This window comes from Salinimicrobium marinum (assembly GCF_014651535.1).
Classification (GTDB): domain Bacteria; phylum Bacteroidota; class Bacteroidia; order Flavobacteriales; family Flavobacteriaceae; genus Salinimicrobium; species Salinimicrobium marinum.
Window position 1 is genome coordinate 102,963 of record NZ_BMXB01000010.1, and the last position, 24,151, is coordinate 127,113.

General features: G+C 40.3%; 25 protein-coding genes. 12 read left to right on the forward strand and 13 right to left on the reverse strand.

Features of this window, described 5'->3' with window-relative positions; all coding sequences use genetic code 11:
• The first annotated feature begins 4 nt into the window (after positions 1-4).
• Together IE056_RS12420 and IE056_RS12425 are read left to right on the forward strand one after the other, a co-directional pair.
• Positions 5-766 (forward strand): 3-keto-disaccharide hydrolase, encoded by a 762-nt coding sequence (locus IE056_RS12420; protein WP_189605038.1) that lies wholly within the window; start codon positions 5-7, stop codon positions 764-766.
• A gap of 152 nt (positions 767-918) precedes the next feature.
• On the forward strand, positions 919-2,136 hold the full coding sequence (locus tag IE056_RS12425) for a bifunctional alpha/beta hydrolase/OsmC family protein (protein ID WP_189605039.1): 1,218 nt from the start codon (positions 919-921) through the stop codon (positions 2,134-2,136).
• Positions 2,137-2,405: 269 nt separating this feature from the next.
• Here IE056_RS12425 and IE056_RS12430 read toward each other — a convergent pair whose 3' ends face one another.
• Positions 2,406-3,389, reverse strand: a complete 984-nt coding sequence (locus IE056_RS12430; RefSeq protein WP_189605040.1) for an AI-2E family transporter — start codon at positions 3,387-3,389, stop codon at positions 2,406-2,408.
• Positions 3,390-3,582: 193 nt separating this feature from the next.
• Here IE056_RS12430 and IE056_RS12435 point away from each other — a divergent pair, with 193 nt between their 5' ends.
• Entirely contained in the window at positions 3,583-4,182 is a 600-nt protein-coding gene (locus tag IE056_RS12435; RefSeq protein ID WP_189605041.1) for a superoxide dismutase family protein, read from the forward strand.
• Between the two features lie 84 nt (positions 4,183-4,266).
• On the opposite strand, the gene IE056_RS12440 is transcribed toward IE056_RS12435, so the two are convergent.
• From IE056_RS12440 to IE056_RS12470, 7 genes are all read right to left on the reverse strand, one after another.
• The gene (locus tag IE056_RS12440; RefSeq protein ID WP_189605072.1) at positions 4,267-5,013 is read right to left on the reverse strand and encodes a LytR/AlgR family response regulator transcription factor; all 747 of its coding nucleotides are present in this window, start codon (positions 5,011-5,013) and stop codon (positions 4,267-4,269) included.
• Between the two features lie 24 nt (positions 5,014-5,037).
• Complete coding sequence (locus tag IE056_RS12445; protein ID WP_189605042.1) at positions 5,038-5,346, reverse strand: 2TM domain-containing protein; 309 nt, start codon at positions 5,344-5,346, stop codon at positions 5,038-5,040.
• Positions 5,346-6,671: a 2TM domain-containing protein gene (locus IE056_RS12450; RefSeq protein WP_189605043.1), complete on the reverse strand. Its 1,326-nt coding sequence runs from the start codon at positions 6,669-6,671 to the stop codon at positions 5,346-5,348. Before IE056_RS12450 ends, IE056_RS12445 begins: the two co-directional genes overlap by 1 nt.
• 110 nt (positions 6,672-6,781) lie before the next feature.
• Positions 6,782-7,420, reverse strand: coding sequence for a hypothetical protein (locus tag IE056_RS12455; RefSeq protein ID WP_189605044.1), 639 nt, complete (start codon positions 7,418-7,420; stop codon positions 6,782-6,784).
• A 25-nt stretch (positions 7,421-7,445) separates the two neighbouring features.
• Positions 7,446-7,892, reverse strand: coding sequence for a DUF2141 domain-containing protein (locus IE056_RS12460; protein WP_229793749.1), 447 nt, complete (start codon positions 7,890-7,892; stop codon positions 7,446-7,448).
• Between the two features lie 81 nt (positions 7,893-7,973).
• Positions 7,974-10,130 carry a TonB-dependent receptor gene (locus tag IE056_RS12465; protein WP_189605045.1) on the reverse strand — a complete coding sequence of 719 codons (2,157 nt, stop codon included), beginning with the start codon at positions 10,128-10,130 and terminating at the stop codon, positions 7,974-7,976.
• A 129-nt stretch (positions 10,131-10,259) separates the two neighbouring features.
• Complete coding sequence (locus IE056_RS12470) at positions 10,260-11,570, reverse strand: NAD(P)/FAD-dependent oxidoreductase (RefSeq protein ID WP_189605046.1); 1,311 nt, start codon at positions 11,568-11,570, stop codon at positions 10,260-10,262.
• A gap of 126 nt (positions 11,571-11,696) precedes the next feature.
• Between IE056_RS12470 and IE056_RS12475 the strand changes: the two genes are divergently transcribed.
• Complete coding sequence (locus tag IE056_RS12475) at positions 11,697-12,191, forward strand: RNA polymerase sigma factor (protein ID WP_189605047.1); 495 nt, start codon at positions 11,697-11,699, stop codon at positions 12,189-12,191.
• A 6-nt stretch (positions 12,192-12,197) separates the two neighbouring features.
• Entirely contained in the window at positions 12,198-12,836 is a 639-nt protein-coding gene (locus IE056_RS12480; RefSeq protein WP_189605048.1) for a DUF8845 family protein, read from the forward strand.
• Between the two features lie 98 nt (positions 12,837-12,934).
• Here IE056_RS12480 and IE056_RS12485 read toward each other — a convergent pair whose 3' ends face one another.
• Both IE056_RS12485 and IE056_RS12490 read right to left on the reverse strand, forming a co-directional pair.
• Positions 12,935-13,738, reverse strand: a complete 804-nt coding sequence (locus IE056_RS12485) for a lysophospholipid acyltransferase family protein (RefSeq protein ID WP_189605049.1) — start codon at positions 13,736-13,738, stop codon at positions 12,935-12,937.
• Positions 13,739-13,785: 47 nt separating this feature from the next.
• Positions 13,786-14,427 carry an NUDIX hydrolase gene (locus IE056_RS12490; RefSeq protein ID WP_189605050.1) on the reverse strand — a complete coding sequence of 214 codons (642 nt, stop codon included), beginning with the start codon at positions 14,425-14,427 and terminating at the stop codon, positions 13,786-13,788.
• On the opposite strand from IE056_RS12490, the gene IE056_RS12495 reads away from it, so the two are divergent.
• Positions 14,426-15,175: a peptidylprolyl isomerase gene (locus tag IE056_RS12495; protein WP_189605051.1), complete on the forward strand. Its 750-nt coding sequence runs from the start codon at positions 14,426-14,428 to the stop codon at positions 15,173-15,175. The two genes, IE056_RS12490 and IE056_RS12495, sit on opposite strands and share 2 nt — an antisense overlap.
• Here IE056_RS12495 and IE056_RS12500 read toward each other — a convergent pair whose 3' ends face one another.
• The gene (locus tag IE056_RS12500) at positions 15,176-15,889 is read right to left on the reverse strand and encodes an RDD family protein (RefSeq protein ID WP_189605052.1); all 714 of its coding nucleotides are present in this window, start codon (positions 15,887-15,889) and stop codon (positions 15,176-15,178) included.
• Between the two features lie 34 nt (positions 15,890-15,923).
• Between IE056_RS12500 and IE056_RS12505 the strand changes: the two genes are divergently transcribed.
• The 6 genes from IE056_RS12505 to IE056_RS12530 are packed head-to-tail and all read left to right on the forward strand — an operon-like array spanning position 15,924 to position 22,050.
• Positions 15,924-16,904 (forward strand): stage II sporulation protein M, encoded by a 981-nt coding sequence (locus IE056_RS12505; protein WP_189605053.1) that lies wholly within the window; start codon positions 15,924-15,926, stop codon positions 16,902-16,904.
• Complete coding sequence (locus IE056_RS12510; RefSeq protein WP_189605054.1) at positions 16,879-17,757, forward strand: hypothetical protein; 879 nt, start codon at positions 16,879-16,881, stop codon at positions 17,755-17,757. The genes IE056_RS12505 and IE056_RS12510 overlap by 26 nt, the downstream gene beginning before the upstream one ends.
• Positions 17,757-18,533: a DUF4129 domain-containing protein gene (locus tag IE056_RS12515; RefSeq protein WP_189605055.1), complete on the forward strand. Its 777-nt coding sequence runs from the start codon at positions 17,757-17,759 to the stop codon at positions 18,531-18,533. Before IE056_RS12510 ends, IE056_RS12515 begins: the two co-directional genes overlap by 1 nt.
• A complete protein-coding gene (locus IE056_RS12520; protein ID WP_189605056.1) occupies positions 18,517-19,719 on the forward strand; it encodes a DUF4350 domain-containing protein in 1,203 nt (400 codons plus the stop codon). Before IE056_RS12515 ends, IE056_RS12520 begins: the two co-directional genes overlap by 17 nt.
• The gene (locus IE056_RS12525; protein ID WP_189605057.1) at positions 19,719-20,717 is read left to right on the forward strand and encodes an AAA family ATPase; all 999 of its coding nucleotides are present in this window, start codon (positions 19,719-19,721) and stop codon (positions 20,715-20,717) included. Before IE056_RS12520 ends, IE056_RS12525 begins: the two co-directional genes overlap by 1 nt.
• A 1-nt stretch (position 20,718) precedes the next feature.
• A complete protein-coding gene (locus IE056_RS12530) occupies positions 20,719-22,050 on the forward strand; it encodes a DUF58 domain-containing protein (RefSeq protein WP_189605058.1) in 1,332 nt (443 codons plus the stop codon).
• Here IE056_RS12530 and IE056_RS12535 read toward each other — a convergent pair.
• Positions 22,045-23,349, reverse strand: coding sequence for a cryptochrome/photolyase family protein (locus tag IE056_RS12535; RefSeq protein WP_189605059.1), 1,305 nt, complete (start codon positions 23,347-23,349; stop codon positions 22,045-22,047). The two genes, IE056_RS12530 and IE056_RS12535, sit on opposite strands and share 6 nt — an antisense overlap.
• Positions 23,349-24,131 carry a TspO-related membrane protein gene (locus IE056_RS12540; RefSeq protein ID WP_189605060.1) on the reverse strand — a complete coding sequence of 261 codons (783 nt, stop codon included), beginning with the start codon at positions 24,129-24,131 and terminating at the stop codon, positions 23,349-23,351. Before IE056_RS12540 ends, IE056_RS12535 begins: the two co-directional genes overlap by 1 nt.
• Between the last annotated feature and the right edge of the window lie 20 nt (positions 24,132-24,151).

Genomic DNA, 24,151 nt, shown 5'->3' on the forward strand with positions numbered 1-24,151 from the left:
ACCAATGAAAAAAGTAAATTTAATGATGGTTTTCCTGGCAGTGGGAGTAATGAGCTGCAAGGAAAACAGCGGACAGGCTTTCGATACCCAGACCGAACAAGAATCAGAACATATGGCAGAAACAGATACTACTTCAAATGAGGATGGATCCACACTCTTTAATGGTGAAGATCTTTCCGGCTGGAAAGCTTACAATTCTGAGGAAATTACCCAGTGGAAAGTAGAAGACGGGACTTTGGCCTTCGCTCCTGCTGAAGGAGAACGCTCGGGATCTGAAAACATCATTTCTGAAGACACGTATACCAACTTTGAACTTTCCCTTGAATGGAAAATTTCAGAAGGTGGAAACAGCGGGATCATGTGGGGCGTTCAGGAAGATGAAAAATTTAACGAACCTTACCTAACCGGTCCCGAAATTCAGATTTTAGATAATGAAAGACATCCCGATGCCGAAAACGGACCAATCCGTCAGTCTGGGGCACTCTACGATCTGTCCGAACCAACAGAAGACGTCACTAATCCCGCAGGAGAATGGAATGAAATGACCATTTCGATCAACTATGATGAGAACCGTGGTACAGTAAGCATGAATGGAACCCAGGTAAATGAATTTCCTCTACATGGAGAAGAATGGGATAAAATGGTCGAAAATTCAAAATTCAGTGACTGGGAAGACTTTGGAAAACATAGAACCGGTCACATTGCTTTACAGGATCATGGAGACAAGGTTGCCTTCAGAAATATTGAAATAAAGGAACTGGATTAAATAAATTTTTCCTGAATAATTTTAAAGGTTGCTGAAAAAGCTGATAAAGATCTTTTCCGGTCTTAAATTAGTTTTTCCCAGCAGCCTTTTTTTATGCACTGCTTTTCAATGTGACATTTTTGAAGTATCTTAAAAAAAACAATTGCAAAGAGATGAATATTTCTAAACATACCTTTAAGAATAAAGCCGGAGATGAACTTTCAGGCGTACTTGAATTACCACTTAATCAGGAACCTCATAATTTCGTTCTTTTTGCCCATTGCTTTACCTGTAACAAAAACTTTTTGGCAGTAAAAAACATCGGAAGAGCACTAACGGCCAATGGATTTGGAGTACTTCGATTTGATTTTACCGGTTTGGGAGAAAGCGAAGGTGATTTTGCAGACACTAACTTTTCGGGAAATGTAGAAGATATTCTGGCTGCTGCATCTTTTCTCGAAAAAGAACATAAAGCCCCCAGCCTGCTGGTGGGACATTCCTTAGGAGGCGCTGCTGTCTTGTTCGCAGCGCAGGAATTATCTTCGGTAAAAGCAGTGGCTACCATTGCTGCGCCTTCCTCTCCTCAACATGTAAAACATCTCTTGAAATCAAATATTTCTGATATTGAAAAAAACGGATTTTCCACTGTTAATCTTGGCGGAAGGGATTTTACGATCAAAGCACAGTTCCTGCAGGACCTTGAAACAAAAAAACTGAAAGATGTGATCAAAGATCTGGATAAATCTATCCTGATCACCCATTCCCCTCAGGATCTTACAGTCGAAATTTCAAATGCAGAAGAACTTTATGTAGCTGCCAGGCACCCAAAGAGTTTTATTTCGCTGGATGGTGCAGACCACCTGCTTACAGATAAATCTGATTCAAGATATGTAGGAGAAGTCATTTCTGCATGGGCTTTGAAATATCTTGAAATACCAAATCAGGATAAGGTAGCCTCAAAACATCAGGTAGCAGCCAACCTGGGAGCAGAAGGTTTTACCACGCAAATAAAAGCAGGTGATCATTCCTTTATTGCAGATGAACCCGAAAGTATTGGCGGTAATAATTTTGGACCAACACCTTATGAGTTGATTTCTGCTTCACTGGCGGCCTGTACTTCCATGACGATTCAAATGTATGCCCGCAGGAAAAAATGGCCGGTTAAAAATGTGGAAACACATGTAAATCACAATAAAAAACATGCCGAAGATTGTGAACACTGCGAAAGAACAACGGCCAAAATTGACACTTTTGAACGGGAAATTGTTTTAAAAGGAGACCTTAGCGAACAGCAGAGAGAAAAACTTCTGGAAATAGCAAATAAATGTCCTGTACATCGTACCCTGCACAGTGAGATCAAAATCACTACCAGCCTAAAAGCTATAGAATAAGGATCTTCAGCCACAGCAAAATTTAATCATTATTAAATCACTTTCGGAAAGGGAATAACTATAAAATAAATTTTAAAGCAGCAGTTCGGGCATTTCAATTTAGTTTAAACCTTCAGGATTAGCGTTCATTTTTCCGAAGAAAATTTGAAGGGAACTACCGGAAAAACTAGCTATGGACCTTCTTTTTGATCTTTTCAATAATTCCGCCTCCCGAGCCGGGACGCTCATATCCCATCAGAAACCCAACTGGTTTTAAAGCCGGGATATGGTCACAGATAATCTTCACCATAGCAAAGAGTGGCACAAATAGAATAAAACCTGCCGGTCCCCATACCAGACCTCCAAAAAGGACAGCAATAATGACGAATAATGGACTTTGCTGCATTTCCGATCCCATGAAAAGGCTCCAGAACATAACTTTCTATTAATTGAATAATGACAATTATTATAATAAAAGAAACTATTTCTGCATAACTGCCTCCAAAGCCTATCATAAATAAAATAGGCAATAATCCACTTAGAAAAGGCCCAATAAAAGGAATAATAGTGATGAGAGCGCCAAAAATAACAAGCAACCCAATATGTTGCATATCATAAGCGACAAAGGTTATTAGGTACATGATGGAAAGGATCAGCATGACTTTGATCCTGCCCCAAAGATACTGGTGTGCAACCCTGCTCGTTTCACCAATAACTTCTTTTGTTTCAGATTTTTTTTCTTGCGGAATGTACATCATAATAAATTCCACTATTTTGTTCCGGTTCACGAGAAGCAGGAAAATAAAAACAAGAGTCAGAAGAAAATCCAGCAGGCTTCCTATTAGATCTGTGAGAAATCCGGAAATATAGGTTTGGGTAACATTAATTACGCTTAATAGGCTTTCCCTAAGCATTTCATCCTGCCGTTCCATAGAAAAGCGTGTTTTCGAAGCTACATTCTCCCTTAAAGTTTCAAAATAAGTGAGGATTTCTTCCCTCCTTTCCACAATATCGGCTAAAAACCGGGTCATTTCATTGATGAGAAAAAAGAAAAGAAGACCCACCCCAAGAAAGATAATAAGGGTCCCCACAAAAGAAGAAGTAAGTCTTCCCACACCGGCATTTACTTCCAATAGTCTGGTCACCGGTAAAACCAGCATAGTAAAAAAAATAGCAAAGGTAAATGGAATTAATAATCCTGCTCCATAATATAAACCTGCAATAATTAAAAACCCACAAATAAGGATATTATTGGCTATTTTAAGTCTTTCCACACTAAAGGTTTAGATTATCATTATAAGATAAGAAAATTCCTGCTACCGCTGAAAAATAAACCGGTACCACCTGAAGATTTTCTATCTATTTTACAAAATATTAAAACCTCCCACTGTTAAGCTATCCTTAAATTATTTGGCTAATGCAGCAATTCTGCATAATTTAGTTTCCAATTAATCTAAACCGAATATTATGAAACGCATTAGTCTAGGCATTTTATTTTCTGCTGCTGTTATTTTTTCAAGCTGTAGAAATGAAAGTGAAACTGCAGGAGAAAGAGTAGATGAACATACCAATCAAACTCAAATTGACTCTTTAGCCCAGGAAGAGCAAAGACAACCTCAGGAAATAAGAGTAGAAATTGAATCCAAAAGTGACAGTGACATATCGGGAACTGCCGTTTTTACTGAAGAGAATGGAGAAGTTACTATGAGAGCTGAACTTTCGGGTTTAACTGAAGGTACTCATGCCATTCATTTACATGAAAGTGCCGATTGTTCTGCGGAAGACGGAACTTCTGCCGGAGGGCACTGGAATCCTACTTTTGAAGACCATGGGGAATGGGGTGATGAAGATGGATACCATAAAGGTGACATAGGAAATTTTGACGCAGATGCCGAAGGAAATGCAACCGTAACCTTCTCAACAGACGAATGGTGTATTGGATGTGAAGATGACACTAAAAACATTATTGGAACTGCTGTAGTTGTACATGATGGTGTAGACGATTACACTTCTCAGCCTAGCGGAGACGCAGGTACCAGAATTGGTTGTGGAGAAGTTACTGAATAACATAGGACAAAATATTGATCAAAAAGCGGCTTTTAGCCGCTTTTTGATATTAAAATACATTCCACACTTTGTCTCCCTATTTAATTATTCCAGCCATTCTTTAAAGCTTTTTACCCGTTCCCGACTGACAATTATTTGCTGTTCTTTATAATGCTTTAATTTAACCTCCAGCCGCTGATTGGAATAAGTGATAATTTCTGAAATGTCAGATAGCCTCACGATGAACTTCCGGTTCACGCGATAGAACATTTTTGGATCCAGTTCGGGCTCCAGTTTATCAAGACTGGAATCCATCAGGTAACAACGACCATTCACGGAAAGCAAATAGGTGCCTTTATTTTCAGAATAAAAACAGCTGATATCTTCTACGTTGATGAGTTTAAGGTACTGCCCCACCTGTATGGTAAAGCGTTTTTTATATTCCGAAGAAAGATTTAAAAGCGATTTAAGGTTATTTACATCGAAGCCTTCATTTCCTGCCTTCCAGTTCTCCCGGAATTTATTCAAAGCCGCCTCGAGCTCTTCATCATCAATAGGCTTTAACAGGTAATCCACACTATTAAGTTTGAAAGCTTTTAAAGCGTATTCGTCGTAGGCAGTGGTAAAAATAATGGAACTCTTCACCTCTACGTTTTCAAAGATCTCAAAAGACAATCCGTCGCTTAGTTGAATATCCAGAAAAATAAGATCTGGATGCTCATTTTTAAGAAACCAGCTAATCGCCTCCTCCACAGAATGGAGGGTAGAAACAACCTTCATATCCAGTTTTCCCAGCATTCGCTGCAATCGTCGCGCAGATGGTTTTTCATCTTCAATAATTAAGACCTCAATCATTTATAAATGTTTTGTAATTATTTATTCCCAGGTATTTCGTTTCTGCTTTTCCATCAACTCCTGAATCTTTTTTTCCTCCCAGTCTTTTCCAAAAAGTACATTGGGTCCAAACACGCTTAACCAATGTGCAAACAACCCTATACCCCAGAAAAAAGCCGTGGAATACGTCCATATTTCATTTAATTGCTCCCAGTTTCTGTAGCTGTTTACTGCAATAATTGCTACATTAATAAAGAGATAAACGAGCAGGTGCACATAAAATCCTTTAATATCTTTCACTCTTTTTTTGGCTGCCCTGTATTTCAGGTTTTCTTTATAATTCTTTTCCATTATTTCCAGGAGTTACTTTGTTGTTGTTCTTTTTCCATGATCTCTCTGATTTTTCGCTCTTCCCACTCAGCTCCGTACCCAAAAACAGAAAATCCGTGAATGGTCAGGCCCAGTCCCCAACCAAACAGCGGAAACCAGAACCACTGAAATTCCCAGTAGGTACTGTAATTAATAAAAATTAAAAACGGAATCACCACGCAAAAAGACACCAGATTTCCGTAGAATTCCTTCATATCCTTTACACGTTGCCGAGCCTTAAAATAGGCATTATCTTCTTCTATTTCATGTGTTTCCATAATTGAAATTTGTTTAGTTAGAATAGGTAATTTTACCGCAAATTTTTCCTGATCCTGTTCAATAAATACTTTTCTGCGTGTGACAAGTCCATAACGATCCACGATATTTTGCAGTCCTACCCCTTTTCTCTTGTTCATCACTTCCTTTTTCTGAAAATTATTTTCTATGACCAAATATCCATCTTCCTCATACATTTTTATTTTTAAGGGTCTTCCTTCACTTACAATGTTATGCTTTACCGTGTTTTCCAGTAACAACTGAAGGGATAGCGGTACTACTTTGGCATCGGGAGTAGAAAGATTTTCGGGCACTTCATAGAAAATGCTGTTTTCAAACCGCATTCTTAATAACTTCATGTAAACCACCGCAAAGGCCAGTTCTTCTTCCAGGCTCACAAGCTCCTTATCTTTTTGCTCCAGTACATAACGATAGATCTTTGAAAGTGAAGTGGTAAATTTCTGTGCCTGCTCTGGATTTTCCTCTATTAAAGAAGTAAGAACATTTAAGCTGTTAAACAGAAAATGAGGATCTATTTGATTTTTTAAACTTTCAAATTTTGCTGAAGCTGTTCCGGCAATGATTTTTTGTTCTGTAACTTTTCGTTCCTGAAGAGCTTTGTAGAAATATATAAGGTGAAAAAAGAGGGAAATGATAATTGTAAACATCAACGGAAAAAAGTAATACTGAAGTTCTTCGTTTTCCAGGAATGTGTAGACATTCACATTATTAAACACTGTACTATCCACCAGCCGGCAAAAGAAATAGGTGATGAGTGTAATTACTACAGAGCCACCGGAAGCCAGTAACACCCGCTTTATATCTGCATTTTCCCAGCCTATTTTTTTTTCAAAAAGAATAAAATAAAGCACATTTACCAGGGTAAGGGAAAAGGAATAAAAAAAGACCACCCCCCAGGCTGTAAAATTGTATAGCCTTTCTACGCCCACGCCTCCAAAGATCACGTTGAGTGCCATTACAATCACACAGATAATCACCGAAATCTTCAATATTCGCAAAATTGTCTTCATCTGGTAAACATTTTATAAAGCTAATTTCTACTTTTTGATTTTAAAAGAATATGATCCTTCATATTTTTTTGAAAAATATCTAGAAAAGGAAATTTTCTTAATTATTCTATTTAATTACTTTTACAGGTACGGGCGATTAACGTTTCTACCCGCTCTTTGCCCCATGCAGGATAGAATTGCTCCACACTGCTCGTTTTATCAAAAAGGGCAAGGCTTGTTTGCAGATCATCACAATATTTCTTTGGGTCTTCCCCAAAAAACTGCGCGCTGCCCATGTCCCACTCAGCTTTAGACAGCACCACCCGCGGATTGTCTGGTGCTTTTCTCAAAGCCTCGTTATAAATGTTATTGATCACCGGAGAAAGCTTCATTCCGTAGACAGAAGGATCCAATGTAAGGTAGGAAGTATGTAGCATGGCCTGCAGAATATCGATCTCTACATTTCCCCCATTGGAAAAAGTCGCTGCCTGATTAATAAGATCCTGCGCCTCTTTTAGTTGTTGTTCCTTCCTGCTTTTATCTGTCATAGAAAAGCTTTCAATGATATTGACCTGCGCAGCGTAATAGTACGGCAGCCATTCATCTTCCTCTGCTTTCGCGATACGTTCAAACAGATTGGCAGCTTCAACCGGCTTTTGCATTTGCCAAAGCTCAAAAGCCTGGTTCATTCCGGATTCATACTGGCTTTGCGCATTCGCTGTGAATCCGGAAATAAGTCCGATCAAACAGGTGTATAAAAATTCTCTCATAACGTTGGTTTTTAAAAATGAAGTTTTACATCATATTTATTTTCTGAATAACTTTCGCTCCCTTCCTGAGGTCAAATTTGGCGTCATCCCATTTTGGTGGTCCGAATTTAGCCGGTGCATTATTGGATGTTGCGTAATCTTCGGTTGGATAGAAACCTAAAAACATATCCAGCTTCTGGTCGTCGTCCTCATCATGAAAGGCCGAAACTGCATAAGTTCCATCGGGAATATTCTCAAAGACGACACTTGCCTGACCCTCTTTGATTACGGCAGACTGTGATTGCCACGCATCTTCCAGAAAGCTGTCTTCAGTATTGTATAGCCCGACAAGAGCTTTTCCGTTTTCATTTTCAAAGTTGGTTATAACAACTTCAACAGAGTTTTGTGCATTTGCACATAGAAAGGTTCCCACGGAAAAAATCAAAGTTAAAATAAGGGTTTGCATATCGTTTGGTTTTAGTTTACTATTCAAAAGTGGAGTTTTCTATCTCATTCAGAAACTATAAATTCCTGAACTGTAGAAAATAAAGGATGAACTGTTATTTCTGAAGAATTACAGGTTGTCCAGTTGATTGCTTTTCCTGTCTGCACTTATGGTCCAGAAGAATCCAACGAAAAAGAACCTGTCTGCAGCCTGGGTAATGGCTTTCCTTTCAAAAATGCCATTTTTTGAAGGATTTTTGGCGTATTCATAGCCGAAGATGTTTTGGGCGCCCGTTATATTTGAGACAGAAAAATACAGGATCTTTTGCCGGCTTAGTAAATACGCCCAGTTAAAGCTTAAGTTGTTGTAGTTCCCCGTGCGCTCATTGAGAAATCCTTCGGAATCCGGGTTTTCATAAGGTCGTCCGGAAGAGAAATTATAGGTAAACCCAATCTGGCTCCGCAGGTTATTGATCCAGTATTTGGTGACCAGACTTGCCGCATGATTAGCTATAAAATTTGGGGTGGCTTTTTTTGGGAAGTTTCGGAATTTCCTTTCAGAATCAATGTAACTGTAGGAGGCCCAGTATTCCAGATTTTTGAAGGTCGTATTATCCCGAAAGAACAGATCGAGTCCTGCAGCATAACCTTCCCCGCCGTTCCAAAAATGTGATCCATACCCCGCTTCTTCAGTATTAAAGGTCACCAGTTGATCGTATTTCTTGTAGTATCCTTCGGCTCTCAAAGTGTATCCGGTTTTTGTCCATTGATAATTCAGAATGTAATGCGTGGCATTTTCTGAAGTCAATTGCGAATCATATTTCAAATAATTGATTTGCGGCAGCTGAAAAAACCTTCCATAAGCTAAGGAAAACTGTTCTCCTTTGTTTAACTTATATGCAAGGGAAAGCCGCGGTGAAATTTGGAGCTCATCATTCAAATCGAGGTAAGAACCTCTCACTCCTACTTTTACCGCCAGGTTTTTTGAAAATAAGAGATCTGCTTCAGCATAGGCCGCCGAAATTGCAGGTTTTACTTCCAAATAATGGTTTACCTCCTCTTGAGCATGATAATCTTCAGAAAAATCCTGAACCAGGTATTCGGCTCCAAAGTGCAATTTAAAACGATTATCCACTCTCTTCCCAACATTCAATTTAAGGTTTGCTGCATTTTCGTAATTGTTAATGCTGCGGTTGTCTATCAAAATATCATTATTGCTGCGTGACAGACTCACCCCGGGATTTAAACTCCACCCGTTACCCATTCTTCCCTTGTAGCTGAAATTTGTATAAAAATTTTTATTTCTCAGATTAAAACGAATGGGATCGCTACTGTTAATATCCGGCTGCAGCACTTCAAAACCAGTACGATCATAGGCTGCATATGCCTTAAAAAGACCATTTTGGAACTGCTTTCTAAACACGGCTTCCCCACTAATGGCTTGGTAAGGCTCTGTAAATTCCGCGGTTTTATTATTCGGTACCAGTTCCAGGTAAGGCGCGAGATTGAGGTAGCTCGTGCTAAAGGAAAGGGAAGTTTTATTCCATTTTTGAGTATGTCCAAGCCCCGCCCCCACCGTCATGACGGAAACATCTGTCTTACTCTGGTCGGGTTCGTCAATGGTGTTGAGAAGCAGGACACTGGAGAGCGCCTGCCCGTATTCGGCGGAATATCCACCCGTAGAAAACGTGATTCCATCGAACAAAAACGGTGAATATCTTCCCCGGGACGGCAGGTTGTTTGCCGAAGCCGTGTACGGCTGGAAAACTCTAAGTCCGTCGATGAAGATCTGGGTTTCTTCGGCAGTGCCGCCCCTCACGAAAAGCCTGCCATCCTCCCCTACTGTCTGGGTTCCCGGCAAGGTTTGGAGGGCTGCAATAAAATCTCCGGCGACACCAGCTGTGGTGACCACATCAAGAGGCTTTAACACTGAAGCTTTAGAATTGTCTCCCGCTGAAAAGGTGCCAGCGCTCAGTACCACCGCCTCCAGCGACTGGACATCTTCCCGAAGGACTATTTTGAGATTCCGCATTTCTGTGATGTCCATTTCTCTTCGGAAAGGAACGTAAGAAATATAGGAAATTACCAAGGTTTTTTGGCCTTTCTCAGTTGTTTCGAAGCGGAAAGATCCATCTGCTGTACTGGTCGTTCCGTCGTAGCTGCCTTCGAGGTAAACATTGGTACCTGCAATAGGTTTTCCTTCCCGGTCTGTGACTTTCCCGTTCACTAATTGCTGTGCGGAGAGATTTCCGAAGACAAAAAGGAACATGTAAAACAATAACTTCATCTTGGTTGGTTTTAAGACAAAGTTGCTGTTGAAATGCCCTTTTTGAAAATTTTCGCGACCGAAACGTCAAAAATGGGAGATGAACCGATCTTTCAGCTTTTCAGAAAAACCTTCAGAAGAAAAACCGGATTACACTTTTTTCTGATCTACTTCCAGATTGCGTTTATTGCTCTTGAACGGCCGGATGATAAGCCTGGCTGCTTTATCAAAGTTCACGTAATTATAAACCCAGTTAAAGAAGGTTACGGTCCTGTTCCTAAAGCCTACCAGGAAATACAAATGGATAAACATCCAGATAAACCAGGCAAAAAATCCGCCGAATTTAAACCTGCCAAGATCCACCACGGCCCTGTTACGCCCAATGGTTGCCATGGTACCTTTGTCATTGTATTCAAAAGGAATCAGATCTTCTTTTCGTAGCATTCTTTTAATATTTTGAGCCAGATGTTTACCCTGCTGAATTGCCGGTTGTGCCACCATGGGATGACCTTTGGGATATTTCTCATTTTTCATGAGTGCAATGTCACCAATAGCAAATATATTTTCATAACCAGTCACCTGATTAAAAACATTTACCTCATACCTGTCTGCTCTTTCCACGATCGCTGAAGCATTTAGTCCCTGGATGGGCGCTCCAGATACTCCTGCTGCCCATATAAAAGTAGAGGTGTTAAAGATCAGCTCTTCATTATTGGTTTTTACCGTTGTCCCATCATATTCGCTCACCATAGTATTGAGGTGAATTTTTACCCCCAGCTCTTCAAGAAATTTCCGGGCGGCTTTAGATGCTTTTTCGCTCATGGGAGGTAAAACCCTGTCAAGGCCTTCCACAAGATGAATTTCGATCTCGTCGGGATCTAGATCCCTGAAATCCCGGGGAACGATATGATTTCTCACCTCAGCAATTGCACCGCATAACTCAACCCCTGTGGGACCGGCTCCTGCCACCACAAAATTGAGCAGCGTTTTTCTTTTTTCAGGATCGGCAGTTATGACAGCCTGCTCCAGGTTTTCTAAAATAAGGCTTCGTATGTTCAACGCCTGCGGAATGGTTTTCATCCACATGGCATTTTCTTCTATACTTTTATTTCCGAAGAAATTGGTTTTCGAGCCGGTGGCAATGACCAGGTAATCATATACCAGATCGCCAATATTGGTGTGAACAGTATTAACTTCAGGAGAAATTGAAGTCACTTCGGTCAATCTGAAGTAGCCTTCTCTGCTGTGGCGGGTAATCTTCCGAAGCGGGTACGCAATGGAATCGGGCTCTAGTCCTGAAGTGGACACCTGGTATAACAAAGGCTGAAAGGTGTGGTAGTTGTGACGGTCCAGCAGAACTACCTGTAATTGTTCCTTCAGAAGATTTTTTGCCAGGGACATGCCAGCGAACCCCCCTCCAATAATTACTACTCTCGGCTTTTCAGAAATAGGAATATTCATACTAAAGCTATATTTTCCATAAAGTTATTGTTTCCGCAGCAAAATGTTTGCACGCGAACAAATTTTTTAAGCAATTTGTAACAATCGGGCAGGAAGCTACACTTATAAGAAGATCAAGTATAATTTGTGGAGAAAGAACTAGAACATCGTTTTGTTACCAATCTGGAAAAGCACCAGAATATCGTACACAAAATTTGCCGCATATATACCAATGATCAGGAATCTCACAATGATTTATTTCAGGAAATTACGATCCAGCTTTGGAAAGCCTTTCCAAAATTCAGGGGGGATGCCAAGTTTAGTACCTGGATGTACCGTGTAGCTTTAAATACGGCTATTACGCTCTACAGGAAATCAAAAAGAGGAATTAAAACTCAAGATATAGATACTGTAAGTTTTAAAATAAAAGCCGACGAGTACAATGACGAAACAGAACAGCAACTAAAATTAATGTACACCGCTGTCAAGCAGTTAAATGATATTGACAAAGCATTGGTCTTTTTATATCTGGAAGACCAGTCATACAAGGAAATTTCGGAAACATTGGGGATAACCGAAGTAAATGCAAGAGTGAAAATGAACAGAGTGAAAACGAAATTAAAAAGCATTTTAAATCCGTAATAAGAAATGGATGAACTGGATATTTTAAAACAGGACTGGAAAAGACAGGAGGCGAGCCTTCCCAAGCTCTCCTATGATGATATCTACAAGATGTTGTGGAAAAGGTCTTCTTCCATTGTAAAATGGATCTTTATAATAAGCATTATAGAATTGTTCCTGTCTACACTGCTTAGCATTATGTTTGCAGATAAGGCATACTGGGATGAAATGGAAAGGCTTCATTTAATAAATTTCACGTATGGCTTCTATATTGTTAGCTATGCGATAACTTTTTATTTTATATATAAATTCTACAGAAATTACAGAAAGATCTCTACTACAGATGATGCTTCCACCCTTATGAAGAATATCCTGAAAACACGGAGAACTGTCAAAATATATATTGCGTATGTTCTGATATCTACAGGATTTTCGGCTATTATCATTTCCTACTTTTCCATTAAAAACCACCGTGCCACCCTGCAGGTAGAAGAAACAGCAAAATATACCTTCGAAACAATAGACTGGATCAAGTTTATTATTTTGGGCTTAATCGCGCTCGCAATTTTCTTAACCCTCATATGGCTTTTTTACAGATTGATCTACGGAATTCTTCTACGTAAGCTTAAACGCAACTACAAAGAACTGAGTAAACTGGAAATGTAATTTAATAAGCTGAATGAAGTTAGGAATCGGATCGAAGACCAAGCCTGGTGTTACTATTTAAAAAATAAACTGCAGAAAGGTCTCCTGGATACATCTATTTAATACTCCCACTGCCGCTTTTTGTTCTCTTCTTCTATGGCTTCCAGTTCTTCCCGCGGAATAACTTTTAGGAAAGAAGAATGTTGTTCAATGGCATATTCCAGCTTTTCCACTATTTCCTCAATAGATTCATTTTCATAATCTATCACTAAAGGTTCTTTGATCTGAAAAGACTGAAGAATTCCGCGTTTTTTGATCCTGATGCCTTTTTTATCAAAAGACCTTCTAAAGCCGTCTATGACAATGGGGATCACTATGGGTTTGTAGTTCTTGATGATATGGGCTGTTCCTTTCCTAATGGGTTTAAAAGGTTTAGTAGTACCCTGAGGAAAGGTGATCACCCAACCGTCTTCCAACGCCATTCCTATATTTTCTGTATCATTTGGGTTTACTTCCCGCTGAACTTCTTTCCCTTTTTCCCGCCAGGTTCTTTCTACCGTTATAGCACCTGCATAGGCCATGATTCGGGTTAAAAGGCCTGCCTGCATCGTCTCTTTTGCGGCTACGTAATAGATGTTCAACTTGGGCTGCCACAAATAACCCACATTTTTAATAGAATCTACACGGCCGCTGAGGCTGGCATTGAACACATGGAACATTGCGGTAACGTCTGCGAAATAGGTTTGGTGATTGGAAACGAACAGAACATTGTTATGCGGTAGATTTTTAATGATCTCAGAACCTTCAATTTTTAATTCATTAAAACCTCTGTAACGTCGGTGGGACAATAATCCGAAAATGCGGATAAGCCACTTTTTGATCAATAAGAAATGTCCAAAAGGATTTTTTTTTAACAATCCCATACGTTCAGTTTCATTTTAACAGAATTACAAAGATACTAATTCATTACTTACAGCACCTGCTTCAATATTTCTTTCATCTCACTCAGCATCATGGCGGTTGCTCCCCAAACAACATGTCCACTCAGCAAAAACGCCGGCACCTCAATATTTTTCGCATAAGAGGTACTTAAGGTTTGCCGGGTTAAGCAGGAATCACTTAAAAAATCTTCCAGAGCTATTTCCAACACCGCTTCCACTTCCGATTCCTGCGGTACGAGCACTGGAGTTTTGTCCATGATGCCGATATACGGCTGAACCCAGAAATTGCTTGGCGGAATATAGATCTGCGTCATTTTTTTTACTACCCTGATATCCCGCTGTGGAATTCCAACTTCTTCTTCCGTTTCCCGAAGGGCCGTTTCCTCCAGGTCTCGATCTTCTTCTTCCACGCGACCTCCCGGAAAGCCTACCTGATTGGAATGAACTCCTTTATAAGTTTTCCGAAGGATCAATACAAACCTGGTTTTTGCGTCTTCATCTGGATAAAAAACAGCCATTACCGCAGCCTGACTCGGTTCCTTCTTCTGTAAATTGGGTTTCTCCAATTCCTTCAATCTTAAAAGAGGAGCCAATTTATAGTGTGCATCTTCTCCGGGTAGGTTTATTTTTTTTAATTTCGGACTTTTACATTTAAATTCCTGAAAATCCATGTTTCGACACCTTTCTATTTTTTTATGCCTGGTTCTGATTTTGGCAAGTTGTGAAGATAACAAATCTTCCAAAGAAAAAAGTGCTACATCCACACAGGAAGTAACGGAAAAGACAGAAATTTCTTCCGAAGAAAAAGAAGAGGGAAACAAGGCTGAAAAAGAAGCTACAGATTCAAAAAATTACCAGAATGCCGAGGGTCCTGTAATAGTTCAGGAGGAGTTTATTCCTTTCATGACTGAATATGGAAAAGAGAACCCCGAAGATAAAATAAGGATCTCTACCCGATTTGGGGATATTGATGTTCAGCTTTTCCACGATACCCCGCTGCACCGTGCCAATTTTATTTTCCTGGTAAAGAATGATTATTTTGATGAAACTATGTTTCACCGCGTAGCCGAAGGTTTTGTGATTCAGGGTGGTAATTCAGATAACCCCTCTACAAACGTTAAAAGGCACCATATAGGTGACTACCTTATTCCCAGTGAATTTGAGCCGGGACACCGTCACGTGCGCGGTGCGTTTTCCGCAGCGAAATACAGTGAACAGAATGTGGCAAAAGCTTCTTCTCCCTATGAGTTCTTCATTGTACAAAGTGAAAGAGGCGCGCATCACCTGGATAACGACCACACGGTCTTTGGAAGGGTCATTTCCGGGATGGAGGTGGTAGATGAAATTAATAAGGTAGAAACAGACAGCCAGGAATGGCCCATGAAGAACATTTATATAGATGTTGAGATCATGGAATAACTACCGCTGCGTAAAATAATTATAATCTTTAATCACAGTTTTTAGGAAATCGGCCGGTCTTTGTTCCGGAGAAACATTCAGAATTTCAGATACTTTATCAGAGAGCGAACGAATGATCTTGTAATTTCTATTCCGAATAGAATCCTGATACAAATTCTTGATATCCTGCACATCTTTATCAGAGAGAACCGTCACCTGAGGATACATTGGCTGGTAATCTTCAGGAACATCTGTCAACACCGTCTGATTAAGATTTACCTGAGCTTTTTCAGAAATTACAGTGGTCCCGGCTGCAAGATCTCCTAATCGTTGCCCTTTTCCATTAAACAAAATAGTTACTACTGCTACACTTCCGCTGGTAATGGTTATGTCTATAAAACGCAAAAGCCATCGCACAATATAATTAGAAAAAGCAGGCCTGGAACCATCTATTTTCACCACCCTCAGCTTTAATGCAGCTTTCCCGGGAGTTTGTCCGTTCCATAAACTTTCCCATACCAGGAAATATAAAAACAGAGGTAACCCTATCACCAGCATAAAAACCCACTCTTCTCCCTGGGTCATCTCCAGACTTCCCATCACAAAGCTTATCATTATCACGTATGACAGCATAATTAGGCCGTCTATGAAGTAGGCAAGAATACGTTCTCCCACCCCTGCAACATTTTGAGTAATAGTAATATTTTGAGCGGTTTCAATTTGAAAATTATCCATTTAATACGTTTCTTTGAGACAAATAAAAAAGTAAATGCGAGAGGCTGCTTTTGTCAAGCAAAATAAGGATAAATGGTTAAAATTTGAAAATGCGCTTCAAAATAACTCATTTATTTCTCCAGATGAACTTTCGGCATTATACCTGGAAGTAACAGATCATTTGAGCTACGCAAAAACCTTTTATCCTCAAAGCAATACTTCTCAATACCTCAACAGTTTAGCTTCCCGGGCACATCAAAAAATCTACAAGAACAAAAGGGAATCCAGAAGCCGTTTTATCAGCTTTTTTATAGACGAATTTCCGAGAGAGTTTTACCAGTACCGCAAACAGTTCCTGCTGGCTTTCTGCATCTTTGTACTTTTTTCGGCGGTGGGTGCATTTTCGGCTGCCAGTGACGGCGCATTTGTAAGGTCGATCATGGGAGATGCCTATGTAAACATGACCCTCGAAAATATTGCGAACGATGATCCCATGGCCGTGTACAAAAAAATGGGAGAAGTAGACATGTTTTTAGGAATAACAATCAATAACATCCGGGTTGCCCTTTACGCTTTTGTCTTCGGAATATTTTTAGGCTTAGGCACGGTCTTTATGATCATGCAGAACGCCGTTATGTTAGGATCCTTCCAGTATTTCTTTTATGAAAAGGGGCTGCTGTGGGAATCGGTAAGAACCATCTGGATCCATGGCACTATAGAAATTTCGGTTATTATTGTTGCTGCCTGCGCCGGGCTGGTCGTTGGGAAAAGCATTCTATTTCCGCAAACTTATACAAGGCTCACATCCTTTGTAAAGGGTGTAAAAGCCGGATTGAAAATCGTCATTAGTACCATTCCTTTTTTTATCATCGCAGGATTTCTGGAAGGTTTTGTAACGCGCCATACCGAAATGCCCGACTGGCTGGCGATTCTTATTATTACAACCTCGTTTGCACTGATCCTGTTTTATTACGTGATCTATCCTTTCCTATTAAATAAAGAACCTCAACATGACAGAAAATTACATTCAGTTTAAAAAACAAAGAGAGCTGGGAGATATCATAACAGATACTTTTAGCTTCTTAAGAGCGAATTATAAACTTCTTTTTAAACTGATCTTTAAGATCGCAGGACCTGCTTTTCTTGTACTCCTCCTCGCCCTCACGTACTATTCCTATCTTAGTTTAGAAACCCTCGAAACCTCAATTTTTGATATGGCTGCCACTTTGGATGTGGGGACCTATTTAATCACAGGAGCTGTGCTGCTCTTCTCCATGCTTGCTTTTTCTGTCTTGTTGTATGGAACGGTATTGCATTTTATCAGTTCATATATAAAAAATAACGGAACCGTTCTGGAAGACGAAGTAAAACAAGGCGTGAAATATGACTTCGGAAATCTACTGGGGCTCCTGGTGCTTTGCGGGATCATCCTTTTCTTCGGCCTTATTCTGTGTGTTATCCCGGGAGTTTACCTGTGGGTGCCAGTATCTATAGCTCCTGCTGTCATGGTTTTTGGCAGGCAGTCCATTTCAGACGCTATCGGCGAGGCTTTTAAGCTCATTAAAGACAACTGGTGGATGACCTTCTTCACCCTGCTGGTAATGACCATTCTAGTATATATTGTTGGTTTGATCTTTCAAATTCCTTTGTTCATCTACTATTTTATCAAAACCTTCACGATGGCACAGGAGGGTTCTGCAGCCGATCCTTCTACTTTGTTTGACTGGGTATATGTAGTTTTCAATGTAATATCTAATTTAGCTCAATACCTGCTTTCCACGATCATCGTGGTGGCCACTGCTTTTATTTATTATGATCTTAATGAAAAGAAAAATTTCACAGGAACCTATGAAACCATTTCTAATTTAGGTTCTTCAGAAAAAAAATAATGCGCATTCTATTCATTTTCATGTTTTTAAGCTTTCATGGCTTCAGTTTTACTGAAACGGTGCAGGATACCACGGAAAATGAACAGATAGAAATTGAGGTTCCGGCCGAAGCATCACCTTCCCCATCCCCACTGCAATTTGACAGGGAAAAATTAAATTCCTATAAGGAGCAGCCCGAATTTGATTATACCGAGGAAGTAGCAGAAGAAAACTGGTGGACAAAATTTAAACGTTACCTGCAGTTACAATGGCAAAAATTCCTGAACTGGTTATTCGGCGATCATAATCCCAACAGCTTTGTTCTTTTCCTGCTGGAGATTTTACCCTACCTCATCCTTGCCGGAATCTTGGGTTTTGCAGTTTGGCTGTTCATCAAGTTAAATCCGGGCGGTGCCTTTCTTAGCAATCCCAAAGCCGGAAGTGTATTTTTAAATGAAGAGGAGGAGATCGTACAATCCAGGGATATCAGAAAATTGATCGATGAAGCTGTTGCAGGAGAAAATTACCGGTTGGCCGTCCGCTATCATTACCTCCTGATTCTTCAGCTGTTATCACAGGCAGGGTACATAGATTATCAATTTCCAAAAACCGATGAAGAGTATCTTGCTGAAATAGAAAAAGAACCGCTTAAAAATCAGTTTAAAAAAATCACCCGGATCTACGATTTCATCTGGTACGGTAGTTTTGAGGTGACCCGGGAAAATTATCCGAAAGCGGAAAAGGAGTTCCAAAAAATGCAGCAAATAATCAATAAGAGAGATGAGCAAAACCTATAAAATAGCGCTGGGAATTTTACTGCTCTTGCTCATGGCACTCACTTATCTTGAGGCAATGGAACCCGAACCCGTGAACTGGAACCCCAGTTATTCTGCAGGAGATAAGATTGCGCTGGGCACTTTTGTGCTTTTTGAAAATCTGCAGGATCAGCATTTTGAAATTGAAACCGTGAATTTGCCACCTTATGAATTCCTGAACAACAATTCTCCCAAAGGCACCTATTTTTTCCTGAATGATAATCTGGCGTTTGACGATGACGAATTAAACAAGCTGTTAACCTGGGTTTCTGAAGGAAACACCCTGTTCATAGCTGCTGAAAATTTCGGCGGAAAACTCATGGACACTGTAGGTCTGTACACCGATGCCTTGATCCCACAGGGAGACCTGTCTTTTAAACCCATACTTGAACTCACAGATCCAGATTTGAAACAGGAACAACCTTACCTTCTTGACAAGGAGACATACCTGCCAATATTCAGAGAGACAGATACGGTGGATTATCAGACCTTAGGAGTTTCAGAATTTTACACAGATACTCTAAAGCTGGAGAATCCGCGGCCGAATTATGTGAGGCTGGCTTTTGGCGATGGGGAAATCCTGCTGCATTCCACACCAAAGGCTTTCAGTAATTTCTTTATGCTGCACGAGGATAATGCGGCCTATGTGGAAAGAGCACTCGCCTATCTACCTTCAGAAAACACTTTGTACTGGGACCAGTATTACAAAACAGGAAAATCTTTTTACACCTCTCCCTTGTATATTCTACTGAACAATAGGGCACTGAAATGGGCTTATTATTTCGCCCTTATCGGAAGCTTGTTATTTGTGATTTTTGAAGGAAAAAGAAAACAAAGAAGCATTCCGGTAGTAAAGCCGTTGGAAAATCAGACGTATTCTTTTACACGCACCATTTCAGGATTGTATCTGGACAGAAAGGACTACAAAAAGATCGCATCCAAGAAGATTGCCTTATTTTTGGAATACATAAGAACCCAATTGAGAATACCCACTGCTCATATAAATGAGGATTTTTATCCAAAACTTGCTTCAGGAAGTGGTACTTCTGAAGAAGAAGTAAGAGATCTTTTCAGGATCATTCAGGAAACTGAAAGTAAAGAACGATTGAATAAAGAAGAACTGCTCGCATTAAATTCGGCCATAGACAGCTTTAAAAACAAGAAATAATGGAAAGTGAAGAAATACAGAACAAAGAATTGAAATTCGACAACAGAATTCCGCTGGAAGAACTTAGAAATTCTGTTGAAAACCTCAAATCCCAGCTATCGAAAATCATTATTGGACAGGAAGAATTTATCGAATTATTGATCGTAAGCCTTCTGGCCAATGGTCATGTTTTGATAGAAGGAGTTCCGGGGGTGGCAAAAACCATCACTGCTAAACTCTTTGCCCAAACGTTGAAAACAGATTTCAGCAGGGTGCAGTTCACACCCGATCTTATGCCGAGCGATGTATTGGGGACCTCTGTCTTCAACGGAAAAACATCTTCTTTTGAATTTAAAAAAGGACCAATTTTCTCCAATATTGTTCTAATCGATGAGATCAATCGTGCCCCTGCAAAAACGCAGGCAGCTCTTTTTGAAGTAATGGAAGAAAGACAGATCACCATTGACGGAACAGAATATAAAATGCCGCCTCCATTTATGGTTTTGGCCACCCAGAATCCCGTGGAACAGGAAGGAACCTATGCCCTTCCCGAAGCCCAGTTAGACCGGTTTCTGTTTAAAATTTCGGTGAAATATCCCAATCTGGAAGATGAAGTCAGGATATTGCAAACACACCACGACCGCAAAGGCTCTTCTCCACAATCACAGATCGACGCGGTTTTGACTCCAGAGAAACTGGAACTGTTACGCCAGCAAATTCAGGAGATTCGAGTGGAGGAAAAACTGCTGCAGTATATCGCAGAGATCGTCACCAAAACCAGGAACCATCCTCATTTGTTCCTTGGTGGCTCCCCGCGTGCCTCTTTGGCAATCATGAATGCCTCAAAGTCTTATGCAGCTATTAAAGGCCGGGATTTTGTTATTCCGGAGGACATCAAAAGAGTGTTGGTACCCGTTTTAGGGCATCGTATCATTCTGTCTCCGGAAAGGGAAATGGAAGGAATGACCACCGAAAATGTTATTGAGATAATTGCCCAATCTATAGAAATCCCGAGATAACTTGATCAAATTCTTAAAATCGCTGTACCTGCACAAAAGGTTTTTTGCAGTCATTTTTATCCTGGCTGTAGGATTCCTGTTTTCCTATTGGTTCCCTGTGCTGTACCCGATCTTATGGATGTTGTCTATACTGTTTCTGTTGATCTTTTTATTTGACTGTATAGCCCTTTTTAAATCGAATGCTGTTTCTGCAGAAAGAATCCTTCCGGAGAAATTTTCGAACAGTGATGAGAATCCGGTAATGGTGAAAATGAAAAACAGCTTTTCTTTTGATGTTTATGCAGAGGTAATTGACGAAATTCCTGTGCAGTTTCAGAAAAGGGATTTTTTGAAGAAGATTAAAATTCCGGCGAAAAATTCTGTTTCCTTTGAATATTTTCTAAGGCCGGTAGAACGTGGGGAATATTACTTCGGGAAACTGAACATTTACAGTTCCACAAAAATACAGCTGGTCAAAAAACGAAATTCCTTTCAGGATGAACAGATGGTAAAGGTGTATCCTTCCTTTATTCAGATGAAAAAATATGATTTCCTGGCCATTGACAGCAGGGTATCATTACCCGGAATGAAAAAGATCAGGAAAATTGGTCATACCATGGAATTTGAGCAGATCAAGGATTATGTGATGGGCGATGATGTGCGTAGTATTAACTGGAAAGCCACGGCCAAAGCCGGAAACCTGATGGTAAACCAGTTTCAGGATGAGAGATCGCAGCCCGTATACTCCATCATTGACAGTAGCAGGGGCATGAAAATGCCTTTTGAAGGCTTGAAACTGCTCGATTATGCGATCAATAGTACGCTTGCATTTTCAAATATTGCACTCAAGAAAAAAGATAAAGTAGGAATGCTTTCCTTTTCAAATAAAATTGGAAACCTGATCCCAGCTACTTCCAAAGCTTCTCAGCTAAACAATATTCAGGAAAGTCTATACAACATTAACACTGAATTTCTCGACGCAGATTTCGGACTCCTCTACGCGCACGTAAAACGGCGCATCACCCACAGGAGTTTACTAATGCTCTATACAAATTTTGAACATATTAGCAGCCTGCAGCGACAGCTGCCTTATCTCCTGGCACTAAACCGAAGTCATTTGCTGGTGGTGGTATTTTTTGAAAACACGGAACTGGAAAGTCTGGTGAATTCAAAAGCCAGTAATATTCCCGAAGTTTTCGACCAGACCATTGCCGAGCAGTTTGCCTACGACAAACGCTTAATGGCGAGGGAACTTCAAAAATACGGGATACAGACGGTTCTCACCAAGCCCAAAGATCTTACGGTCAACACCATCAACAAATACCTTGAAATTAAAAAGAGAGGCCTCCTATAACTCCTGAATGGCCGTTTTGTAAGTTTCCAATGCTCGTTGCCGGGCGAATTTATGTTCCACCATCTCCGGCAGGTAACCTGCCCGAAAATCCGGAATCCAGCGTTTAATATATTTTAGATCCGGATCGAACTTCTTAAGCTGTTCTGACGGATTGAAGATCCGGAAATAAGGCGCGGCGTCACAGCCGGTGCCGGCGGCCCATTGCCAGTTTCCGTTGTTGGAAGCAAGTTCGTAGTCCAGCAGCTTTTCGGCAAAGTAAGCTTCACCCCAGCGCCAGTCAATTAGCAAATGTTTCGTAAGGAATCCGGCGACGATCATCCTAACCCGGTTGTGCATCCAGCCGGTTTCATTGAGCTGCCGCATACCGGCATCCACCATAGGATATCCGGTTTCACCTTTACACCACAACCTGAATTCATCCTCATTGTTCCTCCACTGAATGCGGTCATACTTTCTCTTGAAATTTTGATGTTCCACTTTAGGATAGTGATACAGGATCATCATAAAAAATTCCCTCCAGATCAATTCATTCAGCCAGTGCTCATTATGTGCTGATCCAAGTTTTACCAGCTGTCGCACACTTACCGTCCCAAATCTAAGGCAAACACCTGCAAAGCTGGTTCCTTCCACCGCAGGCAAATTCCGGGTTTTGTGGTAATTGATGATAATCTCTTCTGAAGAAGAAAACTTTGGGATCTCTGAAATGGCTTTTTCAAAACCTAGTTTGGATAATTCCGGAAATGGATGAATTTCAGTATAGAATTCAGAAAGGTAATTTTCCGATGGAAATTCTTCAGGAGGATTCAGTTTATAATGATGCTTCCACTGTTTTGAATAAGGTGTGAAAACCTTGTAAGGGGTACCATCAGGCTTCATTACTTCAGATTTTTCCCATATCACCTGATCTTTAAAAGTGTGAAAAGAAATGTTTTTCTCAGATAAAAAGTTAGCAATCTGCCTGTCCCGATGAATGGCATAAGGCTCATAATCGTGATTTGTAAAAACTTCATTTATTAGATATCGGTTCGCCAGTTCCTGAAAGGCATTAAGAGGCGTATCGTGCATGATCAACAACGAAGAATTGTAATCCTTTAATGTTTCATTTATCTTCCGGAGCGCATCGTAAATAAAATTCACCCGCTTATCCTGCTTATCTGAAAGTTGTTCGAGGATGAGTGTATCAAAAATAAAAACCGGAAGAACAGGTTTGCCGCTTTTCAACGCATGAAATAATGCGGAATTATCAAAAAGTCTAAGATCCCGTCTAAACCAAAAAATGTTTATTTCGGGCTGCTCCATTATAATTTCTTATGTGGGGCAGTTTCCCGGTTTTTATAGCCGTGATAGCTACTGCTAATAAATAAAATTCCGGCTACAAGTAAAGCTGCCCATTGTATTGCAGGTTCCTTGTCCCAGTTTGCCACAGCAACTGCAACCAGTCCCCATACCCCTACAAGAGAAAATTCACGCATGTTTCTTGTCCAGGTAATTACCAGGTTTATAATACCTGCAGCACATATCATTATCACCGTCCAGGTGGCTGCTGAAATCCCAAAGCCATCCCAGTCTATTTTAGTGAGATAAGCTGCTGTATTGGCTATTAAAGCCACCGTGATCCATCCTGAATAAAAGGAAAACGGCCACCACAATAAGGCAATCCTTGACAGCGGAACATCATCCAGTTCCATCCTGGTGTTGAGAATTATTTTAATGAGGGAGAAAAGAAGAAGGATCATTACCAAAACAGAGATTCCTGTGTAATTATACAACCAGGTAAAGATCCAGAGACAATTGGCAATGCAGGAAATGACAAACCACCAACCAATTTTCATTACGATCTCATCTCCTTCCTTGTATTTCTGAAACAGACTGCGCCCCTGGTAAATGACAAATCCCAGCAATCCCAAATATATGAGGCCCCAAATCGAGAACGCATAACCGGCAGGAGTGAAAAGATTTTCATATTGGGCAGAAACACTTCCCATGGTATTTCCATTAAAAACTCCTGTATTGGAAAGGTAATTGAGTACCACCACCACAAGAAATGCAATTCCGTTTGATATTTGAAGTGTCTTTTTCATATTGAATATTTTAGTCATTT

Excerpts from the sequence above, each read along its gene's own strand:
- IE056_RS12520 (WP_189605056.1), top strand. The coding sequence starts at position 18,517 with ATGAGCAAAACCTATAAAATAGCGCTGGGAATTTTACTGCTCTTGCTC.
- IE056_RS12500 (WP_189605052.1), bottom strand. The coding sequence starts at position 15,889 with ATGGATAATTTTCAAATTGAAACCGCTCAAAATATTACTATTACTCAA.
- IE056_RS12490 (WP_189605050.1), bottom strand. The coding sequence starts at position 14,427 with ATGGATTTTCAGGAATTTAAATGTAAAAGTCCGAAATTAAAAAAAATA.
- IE056_RS12495 (WP_189605051.1), top strand. The coding sequence starts at position 14,426 with ATGTTTCGACACCTTTCTATTTTTTTATGCCTGGTTCTGATTTTGGCA.
- IE056_RS12540 (WP_189605060.1), bottom strand. The coding sequence starts at position 24,131 with ATGAAAAAGACACTTCAAATATCAAACGGAATTGCATTTCTTGTGGTG.
- IE056_RS12445 (WP_189605042.1), bottom strand. The coding sequence starts at position 5,346 with ATGGAAAAGAATTATAAAGAAAACCTGAAATACAGGGCAGCCAAAAAA.
- IE056_RS12485 (WP_189605049.1), bottom strand. The coding sequence starts at position 13,738 with ATGGGATTGTTAAAAAAAAATCCTTTTGGACATTTCTTATTGATCAAA.
- IE056_RS12455 (WP_189605044.1), bottom strand. The coding sequence starts at position 7,420 with ATGAGAGAATTTTTATACACCTGTTTGATCGGACTTATTTCCGGATTC.
- IE056_RS12510 (WP_189605054.1), top strand. The coding sequence starts at position 16,879 with ATGACAGAAAATTACATTCAGTTTAAAAAACAAAGAGAGCTGGGAGAT.
- IE056_RS12525 (WP_189605057.1), top strand. The coding sequence starts at position 19,719 with ATGGAAAGTGAAGAAATACAGAACAAAGAATTGAAATTCGACAACAGA.
- IE056_RS12435 (WP_189605041.1), top strand. The coding sequence starts at position 3,583 with ATGAAACGCATTAGTCTAGGCATTTTATTTTCTGCTGCTGTTATTTTT.
- IE056_RS12480 (WP_189605048.1), top strand. The coding sequence starts at position 12,198 with ATGGATGAACTGGATATTTTAAAACAGGACTGGAAAAGACAGGAGGCG.
- IE056_RS12535 (WP_189605059.1), bottom strand. The coding sequence starts at position 23,349 with ATGGAGCAGCCCGAAATAAACATTTTTTGGTTTAGACGGGATCTTAGA.
- IE056_RS12420 (WP_189605038.1), top strand. The coding sequence starts at position 5 with ATGAAAAAAGTAAATTTAATGATGGTTTTCCTGGCAGTGGGAGTAATG.
- IE056_RS12450 (WP_189605043.1), bottom strand. The coding sequence starts at position 6,671 with ATGAAGACAATTTTGCGAATATTGAAGATTTCGGTGATTATCTGTGTG.
- IE056_RS12505 (WP_189605053.1), top strand. The coding sequence starts at position 15,924 with ATGCGAGAGGCTGCTTTTGTCAAGCAAAATAAGGATAAATGGTTAAAA.
- IE056_RS12425 (WP_189605039.1), top strand. The coding sequence starts at position 919 with ATGAATATTTCTAAACATACCTTTAAGAATAAAGCCGGAGATGAACTT.
- IE056_RS12470 (WP_189605046.1), bottom strand. The coding sequence starts at position 11,570 with ATGAATATTCCTATTTCTGAAAAGCCGAGAGTAGTAATTATTGGAGGG.
- IE056_RS12515 (WP_189605055.1), top strand. The coding sequence starts at position 17,757 with ATGCGCATTCTATTCATTTTCATGTTTTTAAGCTTTCATGGCTTCAGT.
- IE056_RS12465 (WP_189605045.1), bottom strand. The coding sequence starts at position 10,130 with ATGAAGTTATTGTTTTACATGTTCCTTTTTGTCTTCGGAAATCTCTCC.